The sequence below is a fragment of the Labrenzia sp. C1B70 genome (genome assembly GCF_000475395.1).
Lineage (GTDB): Bacteria > Pseudomonadota > Alphaproteobacteria > Rhizobiales > Stappiaceae > Roseibium > Roseibium algicola.
Map to the genome: position 1 here is coordinate 52287 of NZ_AXCE01000001.1, position 23522 is coordinate 75808.

Annotated in this window: 17 protein-coding genes and 6 pseudogenes; 8 read left to right on the top strand and 15 right to left on the bottom strand. The window is 58.6% G+C overall.

What is annotated here, in order from left to right:
- Positions 1 to 373: 373 nt before the first annotated feature.
- A pseudogene (locus Q666_RS66660) lies at positions 374 to 579 on the bottom strand (DDE-type integrase/transposase/recombinase); the annotation flags it as partial.
- Positions 580 to 644: 65 nt separating this feature from the next.
- Between Q666_RS66660 and Q666_RS65380 the strand changes: the two are divergent.
- A pseudogene (locus Q666_RS65380) lies at positions 645 to 982 on the top strand (hypothetical protein).
- 46 nt (positions 983 to 1028) lie between these two features.
- Positions 1029 to 1187 (top strand): annotated as a pseudogene (locus Q666_RS65385) (integrase core domain-containing protein); the annotation flags it as partial.
- Between the two features lie 136 nt (positions 1188 to 1323).
- On the opposite strand, the gene Q666_RS34670 reads toward Q666_RS65385, so the two are convergent.
- From Q666_RS34670 to Q666_RS34700, 7 genes are all read right to left on the bottom strand, one after another.
- Positions 1324 to 1617, bottom strand: a complete 294-nt coding sequence (locus Q666_RS34670; protein ID WP_023000306.1) for a hypothetical protein — start codon at positions 1615 to 1617, stop codon at positions 1324 to 1326.
- 188 nt (positions 1618 to 1805) lie between these two features.
- Positions 1806 to 3131 (bottom strand): aspartate aminotransferase family protein, encoded by a 1326-nt coding sequence (locus tag Q666_RS34675; RefSeq protein ID WP_031269051.1) that lies wholly within the window; start codon positions 3129 to 3131, stop codon positions 1806 to 1808.
- 13 nt (positions 3132 to 3144) lie between these two features.
- Positions 3145 to 4029 (bottom strand): MurR/RpiR family transcriptional regulator, encoded by an 885-nt coding sequence (locus Q666_RS34680; protein ID WP_023000304.1) that lies wholly within the window; start codon positions 4027 to 4029, stop codon positions 3145 to 3147.
- A 4-nt stretch (positions 4030 to 4033) separates the two neighbouring features.
- Entirely contained in the window at positions 4034 to 5338 is a 1305-nt protein-coding gene (locus Q666_RS34685; protein ID WP_023000303.1) for a TRAP transporter large permease, read from the bottom strand.
- 9 nt (positions 5339 to 5347) lie between these two features.
- A complete protein-coding gene (locus Q666_RS34690; RefSeq protein WP_081713155.1) occupies positions 5348 to 5866 on the bottom strand; it encodes a TRAP transporter small permease in 519 nt (172 codons plus the stop codon).
- A gap of 67 nt (positions 5867 to 5933) precedes the next feature.
- Positions 5934 to 7049 carry a C4-dicarboxylate TRAP transporter substrate-binding protein gene (locus tag Q666_RS34695; RefSeq protein ID WP_023000301.1) on the bottom strand — a complete coding sequence of 372 codons (1116 nt, stop codon included), beginning with the start codon at positions 7047 to 7049 and terminating at the stop codon, positions 5934 to 5936.
- Positions 7046 to 8530, bottom strand: a complete 1485-nt coding sequence (locus tag Q666_RS34700; RefSeq protein ID WP_023000300.1) for a M81 family metallopeptidase — start codon at positions 8528 to 8530, stop codon at positions 7046 to 7048. Before Q666_RS34700 ends, Q666_RS34695 begins: the two co-directional genes overlap by 4 nt.
- 88 nt (positions 8531 to 8618) lie before the next feature.
- Here Q666_RS34700 and Q666_RS66510 point away from each other — a divergent pair.
- Positions 8619 to 8861: pseudogene (locus Q666_RS66510) on the top strand (PIN domain-containing protein); the annotation flags it as partial.
- 99 nt (positions 8862 to 8960) lie between these two features.
- Here the strand turns inward: Q666_RS66510 and Q666_RS65390 are convergent.
- The 6 genes and pseudogenes from Q666_RS65390 to Q666_RS34740 all read right to left on the bottom strand — a co-directional run bounded on the left by Q666_RS65390 (position 8961) and on the right by Q666_RS34740 (position 17605).
- Positions 8961 to 10460, bottom strand: a pseudogene (locus tag Q666_RS65390) (ISL3 family transposase).
- 279 nt (positions 10461 to 10739) lie between these two features.
- On the bottom strand, positions 10740 to 12455 hold the full coding sequence (locus Q666_RS34720; protein ID WP_023000295.1) for a dihydroxy-acid dehydratase: 1716 nt from the start codon (positions 12453 to 12455) through the stop codon (positions 10740 to 10742).
- Complete coding sequence (locus Q666_RS34725) at positions 12448 to 13905, bottom strand: NAD-dependent succinate-semialdehyde dehydrogenase (protein ID WP_023000294.1); 1458 nt, start codon at positions 13903 to 13905, stop codon at positions 12448 to 12450. The genes Q666_RS34720 and Q666_RS34725 overlap by 8 nt, the downstream gene beginning before the upstream one ends.
- Positions 13906 to 13924: 19 nt before the next feature.
- Positions 13925 to 15790 carry a thiamine pyrophosphate-dependent enzyme gene (locus tag Q666_RS34730; protein ID WP_023000293.1) on the bottom strand — a complete coding sequence of 622 codons (1866 nt, stop codon included), beginning with the start codon at positions 15788 to 15790 and terminating at the stop codon, positions 13925 to 13927.
- On the bottom strand, positions 15787 to 16869 hold the full coding sequence (locus Q666_RS34735; protein WP_023000292.1) for a Gfo/Idh/MocA family oxidoreductase: 1083 nt from the start codon (positions 16867 to 16869) through the stop codon (positions 15787 to 15789). The genes Q666_RS34730 and Q666_RS34735 overlap by 4 nt, the downstream gene beginning before the upstream one ends.
- Before the next feature lies 1 nt (position 16870).
- Positions 16871 to 17605: an IclR family transcriptional regulator gene (locus tag Q666_RS34740; protein WP_031269047.1), complete on the bottom strand. Its 735-nt coding sequence runs from the start codon at positions 17603 to 17605 to the stop codon at positions 16871 to 16873.
- Between the two features lie 228 nt (positions 17606 to 17833).
- Between Q666_RS34740 and Q666_RS34745 the strand changes: the two genes are divergently transcribed.
- The 5 genes and pseudogenes from Q666_RS34745 (at position 17834) to Q666_RS34765 (ending at position 23139) form a co-directional block, all read left to right on the top strand.
- Positions 17834 to 19108 (top strand): extracellular solute-binding protein, encoded by a 1275-nt coding sequence (locus Q666_RS34745; protein ID WP_031269046.1) that lies wholly within the window; start codon positions 17834 to 17836, stop codon positions 19106 to 19108.
- 59 nt (positions 19109 to 19167) lie between these two features.
- Positions 19168 to 20049 (top strand): sugar ABC transporter permease, encoded by an 882-nt coding sequence (locus tag Q666_RS34750; protein ID WP_023000289.1) that lies wholly within the window; start codon positions 19168 to 19170, stop codon positions 20047 to 20049.
- Positions 20042 to 20899: a carbohydrate ABC transporter permease gene (locus Q666_RS34755; RefSeq protein ID WP_023000288.1), complete on the top strand. Its 858-nt coding sequence runs from the start codon at positions 20042 to 20044 to the stop codon at positions 20897 to 20899. The genes Q666_RS34750 and Q666_RS34755 overlap by 8 nt, the downstream gene beginning before the upstream one ends.
- A 3-nt stretch (positions 20900 to 20902) precedes the next feature.
- On the top strand, positions 20903 to 21949 hold the full coding sequence (gene ugpC, locus Q666_RS34760; RefSeq protein WP_023000287.1) for a sn-glycerol-3-phosphate ABC transporter ATP-binding protein UgpC: 1047 nt from the start codon (positions 20903 to 20905) through the stop codon (positions 21947 to 21949).
- Positions 21950 to 22209: 260 nt separating this feature from the next.
- A pseudogene (locus Q666_RS34765) lies at positions 22210 to 23139 on the top strand (IS110 family transposase).
- Here Q666_RS34765 and Q666_RS66515 read toward each other — a convergent pair.
- Positions 23098 to 23522: hypothetical protein (locus tag Q666_RS66515; protein WP_208993883.1), on the bottom strand; the 425-nt coding region annotated here is incomplete at its 5' end. The pseudogene Q666_RS34765 and the gene Q666_RS66515 sit on opposite strands and share 42 nt — an antisense overlap.

Here is a 23522-nt window from a genome sequence, read left to right on the forward strand (position 1 = left end):
CCTCCGATGCTCCGCAGCATCAGCTGAATTTTAGCTACGGGTGGCCACACGAACGACCCAAAGCCACCATTCGTTGTGTTGGATCTCGTCGCAGTGCTGCCTTGCTGAACCGGCCATTCACCCGTCTCACGCCTTTGCACGGTGTCGAGGTCGGAGCTGCGAAAACTTCTGCCAGTCGCCGAAAAGGTGTGTGTGATTTTGCTTAGCCAAGGAAACGCTAGAAGCAGATATCGCATCCAGATCATGAAACCTTGGTGTCGGGAGTTCGCAAAGGCTGCTTAATTCCCGATCTCCAGGTGTCATGGCCAAGCATTCGCCGCCTGAAGGGCACTCCCCAAAAGGCAGATCTGTCCCAATTTGGGAGCGGCTCTAAGGCTTGAATAATTTTTTCAATTCCGAAGAACATCGTAAGCAGATCGTTCTGTTCACTGACGCTCCACTGAACGGCAAAGTCGAAGCCCTTCCTGAGTCTCAGCATGGCTTCAAACCGGCGATGGATTTTCTGGCTGAATTGAACGAACGGAAATCGCCGACCTTCGGCATGTTCTTCTTCACCCTGAAATGATCGCTCTCGACACCTGTTGCAAATGCTTGGTCGGCATTGCCAACTTGTCGTCGCCTGCAGTGGAGTTTAGGCGGTCTTCATGAAGATATCATCTGAGATGCTACGCTTGAAAGACTACCGGTTCCCTCGCGAAGTCGTCGCTTACGCTGTTTGGGTCTACCACCGGTTTGAGCTGAGCACGGCGGATGTAGAGGATCTGCTCGCCGAGCGGGGCGTCATCGTCCGACACGCAAGCGGGAGAAGATTTTTGGCCGGTTCAAATCGCCCCGCCAAGATCAACGGTTTCTGTCCGCCCACGATCAGATCAACACGATCTTCCGGCCGGGCCGATACAAACTGTCCGCGCCCTCATACCGGCATGCAAGAGCTGATGCGTTCGACATATGGGAGGAATACGCCGTCGAAATGAACGCCTGAAATCCGTCCAAGATGGGACTCGTACTGGCTGCCCAAAACAACTTGGCAATGCCGTGAATTCTTCTACAGCTTGAAGGAAGCACAGATCCTGACTGAACAATGGAGAAAACATTACAATACCAAGCGTCCACACAGCGCCTTGGGCTACCGACCACCGGCAGCAGAAACTATCGCCCGGATGGACCAAAGCCCAGTCGTGCACTAACAATCAAAATGGACCACTCAGGTGGGGTTGATCAAAATTCTGACGCGTGTTTGAGGTTCTATGTCAAAATTGTGAGTGTTTTGATAGTAATTAGACCTTACTAAGGGTACTTAGCCTCGTAACTATTGATCAAGATTCATGTAGGTAAATCTTTTGTCTTTCCTGTTTCGAGGAGCTTTTGCCTTTCATAGGCTATGTTCCACAAGTTCGGAGCGTGGTATTCTTCCGGATTCGCGCAAAACACAGCAATATCGAGCTCCGACATCTCTCTCATTTCCATCGCCGGAAATTCTTTCTTTAATTTTGTTTTTAACGCCCGTATCTCGGCCGTAGAGTATCCGTGAATCCAATATCGTCGTTGACCACTATCAAAAGCCAATCTAATTTTCGAAATGTGGTCCCAAACGCTCAAAAAGCGGAGACTATCCATCAAGAGCAGCTCCTCGAATAAAAGTTCACCAATTCATTTCGCTAACCTTATTCTATACCCAAACACCCGTTCGGATTGTGCGACAATTTGATCGTTCTTTTGTTCTCTCGGAACGGGTTTTGGTCGGTGATCGGGCATTCGAACTCCACGGCCAGCTGAAACCCAACGTTCGTCGCTTTAAGCCAACCTCAACGGGAGAGGACCGAGTCCACCGCCAGTCCCAGCTTGTCGACAATCAGGTCAATGGTCTCTGCGTCGACATTGTAAGGCGGCGCGAGCAACACGTGATCGCCCGAGACGCCATCGATAGTGCCGGCTCCTGGATAGACCATAAGGCCAGCGGCCATCGCTTCCTTCTTGATCGCCGCGCCGATCCGTCGCTCGGGCGGAAACGGCGTCTTGGCATCGCGATGCTCAACTAGTTCGACGGCCTGCAGAAGTCCGCGCCCGCGCACATCGCCCACATGGGGACAGCTGCCGAAACGCGCCTGAAGCCGCTCCTGCAGTTGCGCGCCACGCGCACGCACATTGGCAAGCAGGTCATCGTCGCGAATGACCTGCTGAACCGCAAGCGCTGCCGCGCATGCGAGTGGATGGGCCGAGTAGGTGTGCCCATGTACGAAACCGCCGCTGCCCTTGACGATGGTGTCATAGACATTCGCTGTGCACATCACAGCCGCGATGGGCTGATATCCGCCGCCCAGTCCCTTGGCGAGCGTCAGGATGTCCGGCATGACATTCTCCTCTTCGCAGGCGAAGAATGTGCCCGTCCGGCCAGAGCCACACATCACTTCATCAAGGATGAGAAGCACGCCGTAGCGGTCGCAGATTTCGCGTATGCGGCGGAAGTAACCGACTTCTGCTACCACTGCGCCGGCCGTTGCCCCCACCACAGTCTCCGCCAGAAACGCCACGACATTTTCCGAACCGAGCTCAAGGATCTTGTCTTCCAAAAGGTTCGCCGCGCGCAGGGCGTAGTCTTCCACGCTCTCGCCTTCCTTCGCATAGCGATAGGCAAAGCAGGGCTCAATCTTCGGCTCTTCCAGAAGTAAGGGGCCATAGGGCTTGCGCCGTGGTGGGTTGCCTCCAACGGAAAGCGCTCCCAGCGTGTTACCGTGATAGCTCTGGTGGCGGGATATCACGAGCTTGCGTGACGCTTCTCCGTGCTCCAGGTGATACTGGCGCGCCAGCTTGATGGCCGCTTCAACGGCCTCTGAACCGGAGCCCACAAGATAGACTTTGTCGAGTGGCACGGAGCTTGCCGCGCACAGATGGTCTGCAAGCGCCTCGGCAGGTGCCGACGAGAAGAAGCCCGTATGGGCATAGCTGATTTCACTCATCTGACGCTGAACAGCCTCGAGAACGCGCACGTCCCCATGTCCTATGCAAGAAACGGCCGCACCGCCGCAGGCATCGATATAACGCTTGCCGTTCTCGTCGGTGATATAGGCGCCAGCCCCTTTCACTGCGAGTGGCAGCGGGTTTTTAGGGGAGCGATGAAACACGTGGGTCATTGGGACGTCTCTGTTATCGCACACGGCGGTGCGCGTGGTAGGAACCGGACGCATAAAGTTGTTCTTCGATGCGGCCGATCCGCTCAGTGGCCGTTTCCTGCAGCTCGGTCAGCATGGCCGCTGCAAGCCCCTCGACAACACCGACCGCAGATATGACGGAGGGGAAGAAGGAGGGGCTCTCTGCGGAGAACAGCAGGCAGGTGGAGGCGTGCGGCTGAAGAGGTGTGGCGCGGCTGTCGCTCAGACTGATCAGGCTCGCCCCAGACTTCCCGACAGCTTCAGCCACCATGTCGATCTCGCGCGCATAGGGCTGAAAGTTGATCGAGAGAACCGCATCACCCCCGGTAAGCATGGAAAGGTCGGCCACCAACGATGAACCTTCGCTGCCGAGAAACTCCACATTCGGGCGCAGCATCTTGCACAGATAGGTGAAGGTGAGGCCCGGTCCCCTGCAGCTCATGAAAGCGGCCACATATATGCGCTCGGCGTAGGAAAGAGTGCGCGCCGCCGCCGTGATGTCCTCAAGCGTATTACTTTCAAGCGCAAAGGCGAGGCACGCCTCCTGCGCGCGAAACGTTTCGGCCAGAAGCCCCGCTCCCCTGTCTTGCTGTACCGCCGCCACCGCCTTGTCGGCATAGCGGGCCGGGCCGGTGCGAAAACTGTCGGCATAGACCGCCCGCAATTCCGTCCAATCGGCAAACTCCAGCGTGCGCGCCAACCGCACCAGCGTTGCCGGCGCGATGCCGGCGCGCGTGGCGATTTCTCGCATCGAAAGGAGCACCACATCATCGGGATGATCAAGCAGATAGCGTGCGCCATCGGCAAGTCGACGCGGCAAGGCTTCCATCTCAGCAATCATTCGCTGGTTCAGGGTTTCAAGGGTAGGAGTCTCGGTCATGATGTCACCCGCTTATCAGGCTGGGCAACCACAGAATGGTCGCGGGGAAGACTATGAGTATGGCCACCGTCACCAAATCGGCAAACAGGAACCAGCCTACGCCACGGAAGACGTCGCTGACCGACACCCTGTCCGCAATGACATTTTTGATGACGAACACATTGAGCCCGACAGGCGGTGTGATGAGGCCGATCTCCAAATATTTGGTGATCATCACGCCCGCATAGATGAGGCTGATGTCTGCGGTCTCGAAGATCGGCAGCAGAACGGGCAGCGTCAAAAGCATCACGCCGATCGGGTCGAGGAACATTCCCAGAACGAGATAGATCAGCGAAACGGAGATGATTATGAGCAGCGGCGACATGTCCTCGCCAATCAGTCCCTGAACGTAGTCAGGGAAGCCGGCGAAGGCGAAGAGGCGCGTCAGCAGCGCTGCGGCCACGGCGATCAGGAAGATGGCCGAGGTGGAGCGGATGGTCTCGAAGGCAGCGTCTTTCAGCGCCTGCCAGGAGAGCGTGCGCTTTGCAAGACCGATGACGATAGCCGCCAGCGCACCAATTGCGCCTGCTTCCGTTGCTGAAAAAAGGCCGGCAAAGATGCCGCCGAAAACGGTGATGACCAGCAGGAATAGCGGCCAGGTCTCGCCGAGTGCCATGAAACGCTCACGCCAGTCGACACTCATCTCGCGCGGAGCTAGCAGTGGATTGTACTTGACCCGCATCAGGATCATCAGACCGTACATGAGTGCGGTGAGCAGACCCGGAATGACCGCGCCAATGAACAGTTCGCTGACCGGCACTTCGGCAAAAACGGCGTAAAGCAGCAGGATCGTGCTCGGTGGAATGAGCGAGCCCATGGTGCCGGCAGCTGCGATGGTGCCAACTGCGAGCTTTGCGTCATAACCACGGTCGAGCATGGCGGGCACGGCAATCTTGCCCATGGCCGCCGCACAGGCGACGGAGGAGCCGGTAACGGAAGAAAAGAGCGCAGCACCGCCAACGGACGAGATTGCAAGGCCGCCCGGCAGGAAGTTCAGCCAGGCCCGCGCCACGCGGAACAGGCCGTCGGTCAGGCCAGCCGAGAAGCAGACATAACCCATGAAAAGGAACATGGGGATGGCGCTCAGGCTCCAGTGCGCGGCAAACGCATGCGGGACCGAGCGAAGAACCCCCCAGGTTGCCCGATCGCCGACCAGGACAAACATGCCGACAATGGCAACAAGGCCAAGCGATGCTGCAACGGGAACGCGCAACGCCAGAAGGAACAGGAGGGCTCCAAGCGCCCAGTAGACGAGTGTGATGCTATCCACGGTAGGCTCCTAGATGTCGTCGCTGGTTTCGACTTTGGCCGTGGCGGCACGGCCAACGAAGCGCACGGCCCTGACAAAGCAAAGAACGGCCGTCAGGAAGCCCGCTACCGGTAGGAAGAAACGGGGCGGCCAAGTGATAACGGGGATCATACCGATGATAAACTCGCCCTGCCGATAAGCGCGCATGGCCTGCTCGAAACCGGCATAGGCAATGAGCGCGAGGAATACACCGAAACATACGAGTGCAATCGCGTCGAGTACGGCCTGCGCACGGGGACCGAGCCCCTGGTAGAGCAAGTCGACTGCAATGTTTTCGTTGCGCCATTCCACATTGAGCAGCGGCAGGAAAATCAGCGCCGGCATCCACCAGTCCGAAACAATCTCCAGCGTTGAGGGCATCGGCGTTCCGAAGAGGTAACGCCCGCCGACATCAAGGCATATCTGGAACATCATGACGACGAGGCAAGAGCTCGCTGCCGACGCGAGAATGCACCCCAACCTGCCCAAAAAGACATCGATTTGTTGCATGAATAATCCGGAGTTTCAGAGAGAGAGAGAGAGGGGGCAGCGCTCATGAAGCTCCGCCGCGACCGGCTCAAAGGCCGTATTCGTTTTCCGAAAGCTTGTCGAAGATCTCGGTCTTCATGCGCTCGGCAAACGCCTCGCCGGAAAGACCGGAAGCCGTGATCTCTTCCCATTTGGTAAGCGAAGCCTGATAGCTCTCAATCAGCGCTTCTGCATTCTTGGCGCCGTAGACGTCCTGCGCCTTCTTGACGATGGAGGCGATGTCCTGACTGTTGAAAGCGGCAATTTCCGTCTCCAGCACTCCCGGCTTGTCGAAAACCTTCATGCCATGGTCGGCAGCTTCCGCCTTGGCGTCTTCGTTCTGGGCCACATAGGCGTTGGTGGTCGCCACGATTGCGTCCGCCATCTCGTCGAGCAGTACGCGACGGTTTTCAGCGCTAAGCTCTATCCAAGCGTTCTTGTTGAAGGCAAGAAGCGGACCGGAATTGTAGACGCCGAAGCTGCCGAGCGTGATAGTGTCGGCCACATCCCAGAGCGAATGCGTCTTCAGCGATGCGGCAGGCTGCATGGCGATGTCGATCATGCCCTTGTCCAGAGCTTCGTACATCTCTGAGCTGGAGGTATGCACGACGGTCGCGCCAGCCTCGCCGATCCAGCGATCCCAGGCGCCACCGGGCGAACGGATGCGCTTGCCAGCCACATCGCTGGTTTCGGTCACGTGTTCCTTGCTGATCAGCGCATAGGGCGCAGTCGCGTAGCTACCGGTGTATACGACGTTCTGCTTGGCAAATTCGTCAATGCAGGGCGCACAATTGAGCAGCGTGAACTCGGTCACGGCAGCAGCAACGGCCAGTGAATCGCCGCTCATCATGGCGAGTTCTGCAACTAGCTGGCTGGTGGGCAGCTGGGCCGGGTTGTAGGTGAGTGCCAGAACGGAAGCATCGGCAACACCGTCGCCAAGGCCCGTCAGCGTTTCCTTTCCACCCAGCAGCGCGCCACCGGAAACAAGTTTGAAAGTTACGTCACCACCGGAGGCCTTGGACACGGCCGAAAAGTAGGTTTCATAGCCGGCAAAGATCGTCGGATGCGACGGCGCGACCCATGAGCTGACGGTCAGTTCAATGGCGGCCGCGCTGACGGTGCTTGCTGCAAGGCCGAGCAGGGCGGCAGTAATTGTCTTCTTCATGTTTCCCTCTGTTCTGTCAGGTTGAAGCGCTCCCGAGGCACATTTCGGAAGGTCAGTTGTGAAACGTCAGCCATGGCTGGCCCCAGCGTTTCGCAAGACTGGATGACGTCGAACCGGCTGCCAAAGGCAGCGCGGAAATGGTTTTTCGCCTTGGCGAGAAGTACGGGCACCGTGTCGATATCGATGCCGTGGAGGCGGAAATAGGCCGTGTCGTTGGGCGACTGGCAACCCGTAGTGATGATGACCCTCAGGCCATTGACGCCGATCAGCGCGGTGGGGCCGAGATCTACCGGCATACCGCGTTCCATCGCGTCTTCGTTCCGGAATCTGCCATCGGTGACACAGAGCACCTTGGCCATGCAGCATAGTGGTTCGCCGAACCGGTCGTCGAGCCGTCCGCCCAACGAGACTTTAAGCATCGCGCCGACGCCCATAGCATGGGCTTTCGCCACCAGATCCGGATCGCAGAAGAAGGCCAAAACGCTACCTTCCGGCAGGTCGGCTCGAAGAGCTTCGGCGCACAGGCCCGGCGTGTCGCCAATGCCGCCGGACAGGGGATTGTCAGAAGGTTCGAGAAACGCGATGCGCTCGCCGCTCGCCCATGGACGGGCCGCGAGCGCCTCGTGCGCCGACGGCAGGTCCGGCCGAAACCGAGCCTGCTGCGATAGCATAAAATCCGCAATCTCATCCGCCAGCGCTGCGCCTTCGGCTTCGTCCAGACAGGTTACCAGCACGCCGGCATCGGCAACGGGCACATCCGCATAGGCAAAGCTTGCGTAGGGGTAGGCGGCGGGGAACGACGCTGCGACGGCGTCCGGCGCAAGGGTTTGCGCCTTCGCCTCAATGTCGCGCATCGGGCCCGGCCCGTCTGTGCGCATGTTGAAGCTCGGCAAAATGCGTCCGATCCGGCGAAGGATCACGCGCGGTTTCAGTCCGCCTGTCACCATGCGGGCGAGCATATCGAGTGCTGCCTGCGCCGTCTCGACCATGTCCACATGGGGGTACGTGCGGTAGATAGTTGCCGCGTTCAACATGTCCGCCAGTTCAGGTGCGATGCAGGCATGCATGTCGAAGGATGCAGCAATCGGTAGATCGGGAAATCGCTGGCGCAGGGCTTTGACAAGCGACAGCTCTGGATCGAGATCTGTCGTTCCGATGCATGCGCCATGAAGCGAAAGATAAAGTCCGTCGATGTCGTCAAGCGATGCATCGTCAATGAGTTCCTGCGTCAGCCGCTCGAGCAGCGCCTGGTCGACCGGGCCGGCGGGCGCTGCCGAAGCACAACGGGAGAACACCAACTCGATGTTACCACGCTGCTCGGACCAGGCGAGCGCACCGCCCAATTCCGTGGAGGTGCCCCGGTACAGTTCGCGGGCTTCTTCACCGCGCACCCATTCGCGGGCCTGAAATTGCTCCAGGCGGGTCTCGCAGACGGAGAATGAGTTTGCCTCGTGCCAGAGCCGGGCGACGCCAATACGCATATCGTTCCCAATGAAAAATTGAAACAATTGTTTTATTGTTGTTAAAATAGCGCATTTGTTTTGTCAAGTTTAGCCGAAGGCTTGAACTTTGATTTTCCTCGACACCAGTATGATCTCGGAAACGCTAAATAAAGCGCCAGAACCAGGTGTAGTGGCGTGGTTGGTACGTCATGACGCGGAGCTGGCGTTGTTGACGGTTGTCATCGCCGAGATCGCGTTCGGGATTCAGAAAATCCGTCCGAATCAGCGCGCCGATCGCCTGGAATAAGGGCTTTCGGATTGGTGGCGCAGATTTGCAGATCGGATCATTGGACTGACTGAAGCTGCCGCATAGGCATATGGCGACCTCATAGTCGAGGCCGCCCGCAAGGGACGCCTGTTGATTTTCACTGAGAACTGGCTCTGACCCACTTTTGCTGACGTGTAGCTATTAGGATGCGCCAATCAATCGCGCCTGCAATAGATCGAGTTTTGCTCGCCCGTACATTTGGCGTTTGTTGAGCTTCAGGCGCGTGATCTGTCCTTCCGTTTGCCCATTCGACCAATGAGAGATGAAAGCGTTCCGAACGGCGTCGATATCCTTTTCGACGCCGTTGGCGAAAGATGCGACTAAGCTGTTCTTGGCTGCTGCAAGCCAGTCATCAAGCCTGCATGCTGTCTTCGAGCGGATCATGGATTGAAAGTCGCCAATGGCATCGCGCGCGGCCACTAGTTCCGGAACACTCATTTCAATCGCCGCCACCAAGACTACCTCGGTCTTCGCCAATTCATCGCGTGTGGCAGTCATCAATCGAGCGATAACCCTTACTGATGGGGTTCGGGCAAATCCACTTTGGTTGGCCTTCTCTGCCAGCCGGCGGCGCTGCGCCCATTGTGAGACGACGCCACTTTGCCCTGGAAAGCCCTCCTCCCGCATCTCGCGCCAAAGTGCCAAGGCATTTCGAGCCCTTTCGTCCCAGCGGTTGTTAAACCACGCTAGCCAGCTATCGAGCGAACTTGGCCGTGTTCGAAAGACATCGAGGCGCTGGCCGCGTAATACGTCGCGGACAAGCTTCTGGCTATGACCGGTTTGCCGCACGATCTGCCGAATTGGGGTGCCCATTTTCGACAGCTCTCGAATCGCTTCATTCGTTTCCTGGCGGCGTAGATAACTCTCGTATTGCAACTTTTCCGCATAAGTCAAAAGCTTGGGGTCAATGACATTGCTGCCGACCGCCTGCCTGATCTGGCGCATTGACCTGCCGACCGCGTCAAGAAACGCCCGGCTGGAATTCTCCATCAGATGCCAACGGTCGGCGACCTGCTCTGCATCAGGCAGGGCCTTCGTGATGGCGTCGCCGTAGCCGCCACCACGGTCACCAGCGACGATCGATATCGACTGATGTTGGGCAAGCCATGATCGAGACGTATCCAGCGCTCGATCTGGTAAGAGGGTAACAGGCCTCCGCCGTTCCAGATCGCAAACGATTGCGCCGTAGGTCTGGACGCGTCAAAAGGCAAAGTCATCAATACCTATGACAGTGAGTTCATCGCTGTGATCGGCAATACGCCGGCGAACCACGCGCAACAGTGTGTCGTTGCTCACTGGCATCATGAGGCGGTTGGCAAAGGCGGCAGCCGGTCTTCCGCCGAGGGCCAGGCCGAGATGGTGGACGATTGTTTCCAGCAGTTGGGTACGCCGACCATAGCGAGCCAATACGCCACCATCGAATTGTTCGCAGAAGATGCGCCGACTGCACAAAACTGAATCACACCAGAAGCGACGCGCTACTATCGTTAACTGTACACGCGGACCACAAAGCGGAAGGTCAGAAGGTCGGCGCAAATATCGGCTTTGAACTCTTCAGCTCGGTCGCCCACAGTCCGGACATTTTCCCGAGCGCTGGCGCGATCGCAACTGGATTTGAACGCTATCCGCTACAACCTTCACTTCATCTACTGAAAAGCCATCAGGCGCGAGGCTTGCGCGCGGAAATCGATGTTACATAAGCTGATCCTCCGGTGAATCAGCAAAAGCCTGCCTTCCAACAGTAGCAAATATGATGCAGAGCCAATTCTCTCTGGAAATCAACATCATGCATCTCAAAACGTCGCCAAGTGCCATCAACCCGACCGATTTTTCGCGTACAATGAACTCTGTGGGGGAGAACCAGCTAGATGCCGCTCTGCCATAGCAGAGGACCGCGCGGCAACCTCTTGGACGATCACTTCACGGTTTCTGCCTAAGAAAATCGAAATCGCACCCGGCAGGAGCCGGCAGAACACTGTCTCTATAAAGCTTGCGGTAACCGCGGTCCCAGCCGTCTGGGCTCCGGACCAAATCGGATCGGCGTCGATCGAGTTCTTCCGGCGTTACCAGAATGTCGATGGATTTCGAAGACGCCGACAAACGAATCCTGTCACCATCCCGAACTAATGCGAGCGGTCCGCCGAGTTCTGCCTCGGGCGCAACGTGCAGCACAATGGTACCGAACGCTGTGCCGGACATTCGCGCATCTGAAATGCGCACCATGTCCTTTACGCCCTGGCGGGCCAGTTTTTTCGGAATGGGCAGGTAACCCGCTTCCGGCATGCCGGAAGCGCTGCGAGGCCCTGCGTTCTGCAACACCAGAACGTCGTCGGCTGCCACGTCCAGATCGGGGTCGTCGATCCTATTTGCCAAATCTTCAAGCGAGCTGAAAACGACCGCTCGGCCTTCGTGTTCAAGAAGCTCTGGCGTTGCTGCGGCACGTTTCAGGATGGCTCCATCTGGTGCCAGTGTTCCCTTCAGCGCGATTAAGCCGCCCTTAGGATGGATCGGATCGTCAGCTTTGCGAATAACTGCATGATCGATCGGGTCGGCTAGTGGTGCTGTCAGCCTGTCGCCAAGGCTCCGACTGGTGACGTCGATCGGTGTCTTGTCGAGATCGGCGGCGAGTCCCTGCAGAACGCCGTCAAGCGCCCCTGCTGCGTAGAAATCTTCCATGTAGCTCGCACCAACCGGCTTTAGGTCGACCAGAACCGGCGTTTCATCGGAAAGGCTGTTGAAACGGTCGAAGTCAATGTCGATCCCCATGCGGCCTGCGATCGCGGCCAAGTGAATGACTGCATTCGTCGATCCGGAGATAGCCAGCAGCACCCGGATGGCATTTTCGACCGAAGCCCGTGTGATCAGCTTGTTTGGCGTAGGCCCGCCAGTAAGGGCCATCTTGACGGCCAGCGTTCCACTTTCCTCTGAAGCGCGCAAACGGTCTGCATGAACCGCCGGAATTGCGGCTGAACCCGGCAAGGCAAAGCCCAAGGTTTCGGCGATCAGCGCCATGGTCGAAGCAGTCCCCATGACGGCACATGTTCCGGCAGTCACGGCTAGCCGGCCCTCGATCTGGTTGATCTCCTGTTCGTCGATGTTGCCTGCCCGGTATTGCCCCCAGAAACGTCGACAATCGGTACAAGCCCCCAGCCGCTCGCCTCGGTGCCTGCCCGTCATCATGGGTCCTGCAACAAGCATGACCGCAGGCTTTCCGGCGGAGGCCGCCCCCATCAGAAGCGCAGGAACGGTTTTGTCGCAGCCGCCCATCAGGACGACGGAATCCATCGGCTGGGCGCGGATCATCTCTTCAGTCGCCATGGCCATCAGGTTGCGATAGACGAGTGAAGTCGGGTTGAGAAACACCTCGCCGAGCGAGATAACCGGAAAGGGAACTGGCAACCCCCCCTCAGCGAGAATGCCGCGCTTCACCGCTTCCAGCATTTCTGGAAAATGCCGGTGGCAGTTGTTGAACCCGCTTTCAGTGTAGCAGATTCCGACAATCGGCTTGTCGAGAGACTTGCCCGTATAACCCATCGACTTGGCGAAGGAACGGCGCAAGTAGCGGGCAAATTCCGGATCGCCGTAATTGGTCAGACCGCCGGTGATCCCCTGCGGCCCCTTTGGCTGATCAGACATCGAGCGTCCCTTTCAGGAACTTGTGCCGTGTGTATTTGGGCGTCAGGTAATCGAGAATGCCGAGGCTGCCGCCTTCCCGCCCGAAACCGCTTTCCTTGATACCGCCGAAAGGCGCCTCCGCGGTCGCAAGCAGGGTCTCGTTGATACCGACCATACCGGCTTCAAGCGCCTCCGACGTGCGCGCCGCCAGGTCGCTGTCACGGGTAAAGACATAGGAGGCAAGGCCGAACTCGGTGGAATTGGCTCGCTCGATAACCTCGTCGAAGCTGTCGAAGGCGGTTAGCGGCGCCACCGGCGCAAAGGGTTCATCCGACATGATGCGGGCCTTGTCCGGGACGTTGCCGAGAACGGTCGGCTGCAGGAAATGGCCGGTGTTATGTTCGGGAGGCCTTCGGCCGCCGGTCAGGAGTTCGGCACCGCAATCGATCGCATCCTCGACGAGCGACAGGGCGGTCTTCAGTCCCCGCGCCCGGATCATCGGCCCGGTTGTCACGGTTTCTTCGAGGCCATCGCCCACCTTCAGGCCTTGCGCATACTCCGTAAAGGTTTCGGCGAAGGAGGCGTAGATGTCCCGGTGAATGTAGAAGCGGGTCGGCGAAATGCAGACCTGACCGCAATTGCGGAACTTGGTTGCGGCCAGCTTACGCGCTGCCGCCACCGGGTCGCTGTCGGGATAGACGATCACCGGCGCATGACCGCCAAGTTCCATCGTCACCTTCTTGATGCCTTCAGCCGCCTGACGAAGAATGCTTCGTCCCACCTCAACAGATCCGGTCAGCGATACCTTCCGGATAACCGGTGAAGCGATCAGGTCTCCCACCATCGGCACGGCCGATCCGGTCAGGATCGACAGGACACCTGCCGGCAGGCCTGCTTTCATCAGGGCTTCGCCTATGGCGAAACAGGACCCTGGTGCTTCGGAGGCCGGGCGCGCGATGACGGGGTTGCCAGCCGCCAGTGCTGCTGCGATCTTCCTGGACGGCAGCAGCATCGGGAAGTTCCAGGCCGACAGCGCCAGGCACGGGCCGACCGGCTGATAGGACACGGACAGGCGCTCGTCTGGATTCCGCCCCGGAATGATCTGGCCGTAGATCCGCTTTGCTTCTTCGCCATACCACTCGAACTGATCGGCGCTTGCCTGCACCTCTGCACGGGCTTCGGCTAGCGGCTTGCCGGTTTCGGTGGACATGATGCGGGCATAGGTCTCGGCATCGTCCTTGAGATTTTCCGCCGCCTTTCTCAGGATGGCGGCCCTTTCCCAGGCAGGCACACGCGCCCAGGCCGGTGCGATCGAGGCGCAGACCGACAGGGCAAGATCGATATCCTTCCGCCCTGCTGCCGGGATCCGCCCGATTTCCATCTCGCTGACGGGGCTGATCACGGCAAGGGTCCCGCCATCGGCCGCAGGGCGCCATTCGCCTTCGACCAGAAGGCCATACTTCTCGAACATCTTGAAAACTCCCTCGCCGTCAGATCAGCGTTTTGGCGTATTTTGCCTGCACGTCGGCACACCAGTTGCCGACATTCCAGCTTCCATAGGCGCCCATGCCCCCGAGCGGGTCCGGACCGTAATAGACAGGCAGGTGAATAAGGCTCAGTCCCTTATGGGCATGCGCTTCCGCCAGCGCCGCCTTCAGCGTTTCGCCAGTGTAACCACCCCAAAGGGCTTTGAGACCCTGCACGGAGGACGCCATCCGGACATAGTCCACGGCGACGCCGTCATTGGTGCGGTAGTCCGTGCCATACTGCGAAAGCTGCAGATGGCTTATTGCCGCCATCCGGCGGTTGTCCATCAGCAGAATGGTGCCGTGGACCCCATGCTCGACGCCGTCAATCAGCACTTGCGGGTTCATCATGAAAGATCCGTCGCCGGTAAAGGCGATGGCATACCGGCCCTCATCCGCAAGCCCGCCGGCCAGGAGGGCCGAGACGGCAAAGCCCATGTAGGAGGCTCCGGATTCGGTGAAGGTCTCGCCCGGACGGTTGTCCTCGACAACCTGAAAGCCGTTGGCCTGGACGTCGCCGGCATCGAATATCTTCAAGGCCCCGACATCGCGCGCAAAAAGATCCGCCACATGGATTGCCTGCGGCTGAGACAGGCAGGTCTCCGGCCAGACATCGTCCGAAAGCGGGCCGGACGTGTAGCGGGCGGTCTTGAAGGCCTGCCACTCGGCTTTCCTCGCGGCGCAGGCCTTCAGCCAACCGGCCTTGTTGTCCTCTGCTCGAAGCCGGGTCGCCAGCGCCGCCAGGATCACGCCCGCATTTCCCGCCAGCGCCAGGGTGTTGTTGTAGTGCTGAACGTCGACGGGATCGGCATTGATGTTGATGACGGCCTTCGCCTTCGGCCAGCCGATGCCGGAACAGTCTGACTGGCAGACGCCGCGGCTGCCGACGAACACCACCAGCTCCGCTTCCTCCATGGCATAGTTGCCGCTGATCGAGCCCTTGGACCCGCCGACATGCATGTTTTGCGGATGATCGTCCGGCAGGACCCCGGTCGACCCCGGGCTGAGGACGACGGCTGCACCTGCGGCTTCCGCAAAGCGGCAAAGTTCCTGCGCCGCGCCGCGCGCCCCCCCCCCTGCCTTGATCGCGACCTTTTCAAAAGACCCGATGAGCGCTGCGGCCCTGTCGAGCACGTCCTCGTTCGGAATTGCCGCTGCCCCGAAGACAGGCCGTGCCGGAAGGGCATCGAGCCGCAGCGAGACCGTTTCGGGCTGCGTGTTCAACGGCAGGTTCAGATAGAAGGGTCCCGCTTTCCAGGGATGGAAGACAGTCCCGGCACCGCGCCTCAAGGCATCGCGCAGGGCCTCGGGTGCATGCAGCGTATAGGAGGTTCCCATCGCGCCGGTGATCTGCGCGAACAGTCCCTGGTCGGGCTTGGGCACCTGCTGCATGTTGTAGCCTTCGCCATGCGTCGTCTCGTCCCCATAGATGTGATAGAGACCGACACCGTTGGACGCGGCCGCCAGAGATCCGGCGAGAGCCTGCAGCGCACCGGGTCCGATGGACGTGATCACGGCGCAGGGTTCGTCGTAGAACCACCGCAGCGCCGTACCCGCATGAGCCATTTCAACCTCGTTGCGGAACTGGAACCCCTTGACCAGCCCTGCGGCCTCATAGATCCGCAGGGTTTCGCCGAGTTCGGTCGAGCCGTGTCCGAGGATCATCAGATACTTGCTGACCCCTTGCCGCAGCAGCCCGAGCACCAGTGCCTCCGTAAGGGGCAGAGAAACGACATCCGACAGCACGCCGCTCTCGATTGCCGCGTTCAGCCCGCCGGCTGCCGCCAGCCATGCGGCCCGTTTTTCCCGCGTGTCCGGAAAGGCGCTCAACAGACATCCCCCCCGAGGCTGACCGTCCGGCCTTCACGGGCGGACTGTTCCGCCGCAAGGGCGAAGCGCAGCACGGACCGGCCCTGGCGGGCGGTCAGCACCGGGTCGCCGCCTTCATGCAGGACATGGAGGAAGTGGCGGGTCGAATGAATGAAACTCTGCTCCCAGCCGGAAGGAATGTCGGTGTATTCCGTCACCTTGCCATCCCGGAAGTGAACCAGCGGCGCGCTGTTGCCGATGCTGCCGTGGCCGCAATTGATCCATAGAACGCCGTGGGTGCCGGTAATCTCGACCCGGTCGTCCTGGGCATAATATTTCCCGGCGATTTCGAGTTCCGGCGAATAGACGATTTCCAGATTGCCGATCCGGTTGCCGGGGAAGCGGAACGAGATGATGGACGGCGCATCGAACAGACCGCCATCGGGACGTTCGGTATGGTGGATGAACGCGTGCACTTCCGAAGGCATGCCCATGAAATGCCAGGCAAGGGCAAACTTGTGATGGCCATCGTCGAAAACAAGCGGGCCACCGCCCGCCATTTCCAGCTGCTGGCGCCAGGCATCGGCTTCCTTCGGAACTTCCCAGGCGGTCTTGCTTTTCCCCGGATTAGACTTGATGCGGATCGAGAGCGGCTCACCGATTGCCCCCTGGCCGATCAGCTCCTTCGCCTTCATGACCGGCGGATGGAAAATGAAGTTCTCGAAAATCTTGAACGGCCGGTCGTGGGCTTCGGCCGCGGCAACCAGCTGGTCCGCCTCCGCGAGGTTCATGCACATAGGCTTTTGCAGGGAGACGATCTTGCCGGCTTCGATTGCCTTCAGCGCCGCAGAAAGATGCAGATGATGCGGCAGGAGCAGTTCGACCAGATCGACGTCGTCCCGTGCCAGAAGGGCTTCGTAATCCTCTTCGATTGCCGCATCGGTGCATCCCCAGGCCGCCGCGCGCGAGCGGGCCAGCGCCGGGTCCCTGTCGCACAGGGCGGTTATGCGTCCGCGCGGGTTCTGCGTGTATTCGATGGCATGGAGATCGGAAATGCGACCTGTGCCAACAATGCCAACGCGAAGAGGCGTCTTGCTCATATCATCTAGGCTCTCTGAATGGGGTAAGTGGAGTGGCGCGCACCAGCTCGCCGAGTTCTTTCAGGCGGTCGTCATCGACCCTGACCGACGGACCCGAGACACCGAGCGCCGCGATCATGCGGTCCCGGACATCGAAAACAGGCCTGGCGGCACAGCGAATGCCGGGTGCAAATTCTTCATCGTCGATTGCGAAGCCGCGGCTCCGGGTTTGGGCGAGTTCCGCCAAAAGCGCGTCTTCGTCCGTGATGGTTTTCGGCGTGTAGCGGGGACGATCCGCCGGCAAGGTGGCATTGCCGAAGGACAGGAACGCCTTCCCCAGCGCCGTACAGTGAAGCGGGGAAAGGGATCCTATCGGGTGATCGACCTTCAGTGGCAGGATGGAATCCACCTTGTCGATGTACCAGACCCGCGTATCGACCAACACGGCCAGATGAGCGCATTCACCCGTCTCTCGCACCAGCGCTTCCAGCGCGGGCCGGCAGCGTTCCTTGCAGGCAACCACATCGGACAGCGAATGCTCGTGGCCGCCGCCATTGTGACGGTCGGAAGCCACATAGCGGCGGGATCCGTCCTGGGCCGCATATCCGGACGCGACCAGGGTCTTCAGAACATGTGAGGCATTCGATTTGTCGACGCTCAGTTCGTCTGCGATCTCGGTCAGCCGCATTGGCTGATCGGACGCGTGGAGCAGGTCGAGGGTTCGCAGGCCGCGGGTAAGGGATTGAAGCAGGCGCACGGATTTCACTCCTTTGGGAAACGCATCGCGTGGAGAAAGTTCACTTATGCTGTACTTATTGTTTAACATAGTCAAACTTATTTGGTCCGTGAGCCGATTTTTCTTAGTTATCGCGGTTAAAATTGAAATATGCAACACTTTTTGTTGACATAGGCGAAATCTTTTGTACGTATGGCGAAGTTGTTGGCAAAATAGTTCAGCATATGTAAACTTCTGGGAGGAGTTCCGATGATACGCATTACTCGCCGTACCTTGCTCGCGTCGGCAATGGCGGTATCCGCGGCCGGTTTCGTCTCCCCGCTGCATGCGCAGTCCGGGGACGTCACGATCAGCCACTATTTCACCGGCGAACTCGGCCTGAAGGCCTTCGGCGAGCAGATCAAGCGTTACGAAGAGGCGTCCGGCTACACACTCAAGGACAGCCCGGTTGGCCACGAGGACTACAAAACGGACATTCTCGTGCGGGCGTCGGGCAACAGCCTGCCGGACGTCTTCAGCTACTGGGCGGGGGCGAGGGTTCAGTTCATTGCCGATTCAGGTGCTTTGCATCCGATTGACGACATGTGGTACCGTGCGGGCCTGAGCGATATCATCGCCGGCGCCATCGCCGCCAGCGCAACGAAATACAACGATCACCGCTACCTGGTGCCGTTCAACTATCACTATGCCGGTGTCTTCTATAACAAGGCGGTTCTCGAAAATGCCGGCGTCAGCGACATGCCGACCGACTGGAACGGCTTCCTGGCCCTGTGCGAAAAACTGAAAGCTGCTGGCGTCGCGCCGATCGCCCTCGGTTCGGCAAACCGCTGGCCAGCGCAGTTCTGGTTCGACTATCTGCTGCTGCGCACCGCCGGCCCCGAATACCGCGCCCGGCTGATGGCGGGCGAAGCTTCCTATGACGATCCCGAAGTCCAGCGTGCCATGGGCATGTGGAAGGACCTGACGGACAAGGGCTACTTCACCGAAAACGCCAATGCCGACACCTGGACTGATGCTTCGGACAAGGTTGCGCGCGGCGACGCCGCCATGACCCTTATGGGAACGTGGATCACCGGCTACTGGAACGGCCTCGGCCTCGTTCCGGGCGAAGACTACGATTTCTTCGCGTTCCCGGTCATCGACGACGGTCTTCCGGTAACGTCGGTCGGACCTGTCGACGGGCTCGTCATTGCCGCCAACGCGGCCAATCCGGAAGGCGCCGAAGCGTTTCTGGAGTTCATGGTATCGAACACGGACGTTCAGGCCGACTGGAGCAAGGCCCAGGGTGCGCTTTCAGCCAACGTGAATGTCGATCCTTCCAACTACAATCCGGTCATGCTCAAGGCATTCAACACGGTCGACAAATCAGAGGTCTTCGCCTTCAACTACGACCTTGCCACGCCGCCGCCGGTCGCCGAAGTCGGCTTGTCCATGTTTGCCCGTTTTATGGACGATCCCAACAAGGTGACGGATATCCTGTCGCAGGCTGCGACCGACGCAAAAGCGGCATTCGAACAACAATAACAATAATATTTGCGGGCTGACTGCGGCACCGCTGCCAGCCCGCAACTCTGGAGAGGTCAATGGAACGAGAAAACCGAATCTGGCGCCTGATCCTTCTGGCGCTTCCTCTGCTTGTCTTCTCCGTTCTCGTAATCTGGCCGTTGTTGAGTTCGTTTTATTACAGTTTCACCAACTGGAACGGGTTCAACAGCGACTATGACTATGTCGGTTTTGAGAATTTCACCCGGATCTGGACGGACCGGCTGTTCTTCAACGCCATCGTGAACACCGCCATCTGGATGGTCGCGGCAATCCTTTTGCCGACCGTTCTCGGTCTGGGGCTGGCGCTGCTGCTGGATTCCAAGGTCCGGGGCGCCAAGGTTTTCAAGACCATCTTCTATCTGCCCATCTGCCTCTCGGCCATCGTCGTCGGGCAGATCTGGGTCTGGATCTATCAGCCGGACTGGGGCCTTCTGAACACCGTGATCGAGCAGATTACCGGCGGCCGCTTCAACTATGCCTGGCTCGCCCGGCCTGACAGCGCGCTCTATTCCGTCATCGTCGCCTGGTCCTGGCAGCAGACCGGCCTTTCCATGGTGATCTATCTCGCCGGACTGACGGCAGTGCCCTCTGATCTTCTCGAAGTCTGCGAGATCGAGGGCGCTTCGGTCTGGCAGCGTGTCCGCCATGTGCTCATCCCGCTTCTCACCCCATCGACCGTCGTCGTGGTCGCGCTGTCCGTGATCAACTCCCTCAAGGGCTTCGACATCCTGTTCATCATGACCGGCGGCGGCCCGTTCAACAGTTCCGACACCCTTGCAATGCACATGTACAACGAGAGCTTCCGGAAATACTTCATGGGTTATGGCAGCGCGATTTCGGTGGTGCTCTTTCTGATCGCCCTGACGATCATCGGCCTATATTTCCGCCAGTTGAAGAAGGTGGACGAAATCTATGGCTGAGCTTGCCACCTCTTCGGTTCCGCGTCGTTTCAATCCGTGGCCGGTGACGATCTTCCTGATCCTGTGTTGCCTTGCCGTCCTGTTCCTGGCCCCGACGCTCGGCGTGGTGCTGTCCTCGGTCAAGACCACGCGGGCGATTGCCCTCGGAGACCTGTGGTCCCTCCCCGACACGCTTTTTCTGGGCAACTATGTAGAGGTGCTGAGCAATCCGGCGGTGCATCGGTATTTCCTCAACACCCTGCTGGTCACGGTGCCCGCGACCATCGCCTCGACCGCTCTCGGGGTTCTAGCGGGATATACCTTCGCGAAACTGCCGTTCCGCGGATCGAACCTCCTGTTTCTTCTGATCGTCGCCGGCATGTTCTTTCCGCCGCAGGTCATTCTCGTGCCGCTGTTCCGGCTGTTCAACGGCCTCGGGCTCATCGACACGCTCTGGCCTATCGGTCTGGTGCACACCGCGCTCGGGATCCCCATCTGCACCCTGCTGATGCGCAATTTCTTCGCCACTGTTCCCAATGCCCTGCGGGAAGCAGCCATCCTGGAAGGTGCGAACGAATGGCAAGTCCTGACTCGCGTCGCCCTGCCGCTCAGCCTGCCCGCGCTGGCTGTGCTCGCCACGCTGCAATTCACCTGGATCTGGAACGATTTCCTCTGGCCGCTGATCTTCACGCAGTCCGACGACATGCGCACGATCATGGTCGGCATCGTCAATCTGCGCGGTCAATACACCGTTGCCTGGGGAGTCCAGGGAGCGCTTTCGCTGATCGCCAGCCTCCCGACCCTGCTCATCTTCCTCTTCTTCCAGCGCTACTTCATCAAAGGTATGACAATGGGCGCGGTCAAAGGATAAGCCATGGCTGAAGTCACTTTAAAAAACATCCGCAAGTCCTTTGGCTCGGTCGAGGTCATCAAAGGCGTTGATCTCGAAATCGGACAGGGCGAGTTCGTCGTCTTCGTCGGGCCGTCCGGTTGCGGCAAATCCACCATGCTACGAATGATTTCCGGGCTTGAGGATGTATCCTCAGGATTCATTCAAATTGATGGTGTCGACGTCACGCATGTCGCGCCGTCCAAGCGCAAGCTTGCCATGGTATTCCAGTCCTACGCCCTGTTTCCACATCTGACTGTGGCGGAAAACATCGGCTTCGGCCTCAAGCTGAACAAGGTCCCAAAAGCAGAAATCGAACAGCGTGTGCGCAAGGTAGCTGAAACCCTGCAGCTGGAAATGTTGCTGGATCGGACACCCCGGCAGCTATCGGGCGGCCAGCGCCAGCGTGTTGCCATTGGACGGTCCATCATTCGTGATCCACGCGTCTTCCTGTTCGATGAACCGCTGTCTAATCTGGACGCTGCCTTGCGCGTGCAGATGAGACTGGAGATTGCCCGGCTGCACAAGGACCTTAAGAACGTTACGATGATCTATGTGACCCACGATCAAGTTGAAGCACTTACGCTTGCGGATCGGATTGTCGTCTTCAATGGTGGAAAGATCGAACAGGTAGGCACACCCATGGAGCTCTACCACAACCCGATCAACACCTTCGTTGCCGGCTTCATCGGGGCTCCAGCCATGAACTTCCTAGACGGGACTGCTGGTGACAACGGCAAGGTGACGGTTGGAGACCTGGTACTGACCCCGACCAGACCCACCGGTCTGCGCGGTTCGGTGACCGTGGGCATCCGTCCGGAACATCTTGATCTCGTGTCGTCCGCAAGATCGGACTTCACGGCAAAGGTCAGCATGATCGAGAAACTCGGCGCAGAGACCCTGCTCTATCTCGGTGTGCCTTTCACCCGTAACGTTCTAACTGCACGTGTCGACGGAACGCTTTCGATCGAGGAAGGCGACACAGTGTATCTTGCGGTCAACCGGAACGCGGTTCACACTTTCGCAAATTGATATAAGGCGAAAACCTGACAAGAATAGAATAGAACTTTTGGCATTGCCAACTTATTCTGGTTGGCGAGCGTTGTTCCCCGTTTTGGACGGGCTTGATGATGTAGACGTCCACCGCTGCCTTGCTGTGGGAAGGTGGGATTTCCTCGATCCTCCAGGAGGCGTCAATGTCTGAAGTTCACATAATCGGCTTTGATCTTGCGAAGTCTGTTTTCCAAGCCCACGGAGCTGATGGATCAGGCGAGGTTGTTTTTCGCTAGCGACTGCGGCGGAAATAGGTTTTGGCCTTTTTCGCTGATCAGCCGCGCTGTTTGGTTGCAATGGAGGCTTGCGGTAGCGCCCATTACTGGGGGCGTTAGCTTGCTCGGCTCGGCCATAAAATGAAGTTGATACCACCAATCTACGTAAAGCCGTTCGTAAAGCGCCAAAAGAACGATGCTGCGGATGCCGAAGCGATCTGTGAAGCAGCCAACCGTCCGACAATGCGCTTTGTGCCGGTGAAGAGTGAAGAACGTCAGGGCATTGTGGTTTTGTTACGCACGCGAGAAATACTGATCCGGCAGCCCACGCAGACCATCAATGCATTGTGCGGTCATTTGGCGGAATTTGGTGTGATTGTTCCTAAAGGTGCAAGCAATGTTGCAAAGTTGATAGAGCGTTTTGCCTCTCCTGAAACCTCTCTTCCCGAAGTGGCACGAGCAGCCCTGAGTTATTCAACAGACAGCTTGTTGCGATTGGAAGATCAGGTGCGGGAACTGGATCGTAAGATTGCCGATCTCGCCAAGGCGGATGAAACGGCGCAGCGGTTGATGACAATTCCTGGGATTGGTCCTTTGATTGCCGTTGCCATGGCGGCCCTGGCTCCTCCGCCAGAAACTTTCCGGCGAGGACGGGACTTTGCAGCTTGGTTATGACTGACTCCGAGGCAAAACTCAACAGGTGGGAAACAGGGGCTGGGGGCCACGACAAAGATGGGAGAACGCTCCCTGCGTCGTCTCCTGATTATTGGTGCAAACAGTGTGGTTTTGTGGTGCTCAAAAAAAGGAGTTGCGCCGGGAACATGGCTTGAGGGGATGCTCGCGCGCAAGCCAGCTACGCTGGTGAGAGTGGCGCTAGCGAACAAGATGGCACGTATTGTCTGGGCGATCATGTCAGGCAATCAGACATACCAGGCTCCGGTTGCTCAAACATAATAAAGCAAGCGACTGCGGAGGCGGCGGCGCAAGAGAGGTTTTTGGAAGTTTGGCGCAACAATCGTGGGATGGGGTCGGGAAAACCAATTTGCGACACAGTGCCTTTGAGCACGTGGGCTTGATTTGGACTCGACCTTCGAACACCATACGGGCCAGCGGCAGTTGAAAGGCCGCATTACAGGCCGGACACATGTCAGAACCCGACCGTGCCAGAAAAACCCAAAAAAATTCTCTTGAAATTCGGGCGTCTACACATGTCGCAAAGTTTTTCGCGTTAGCCACGCCTTGAGATTTGGCTGTTGAAAGGGCGCTCCAGTATTTGGAGTTCCGCATCATGATTTTGAGTGCCATCGTAGAAAAGCTGTAAGCGCTCATTTCCCTGC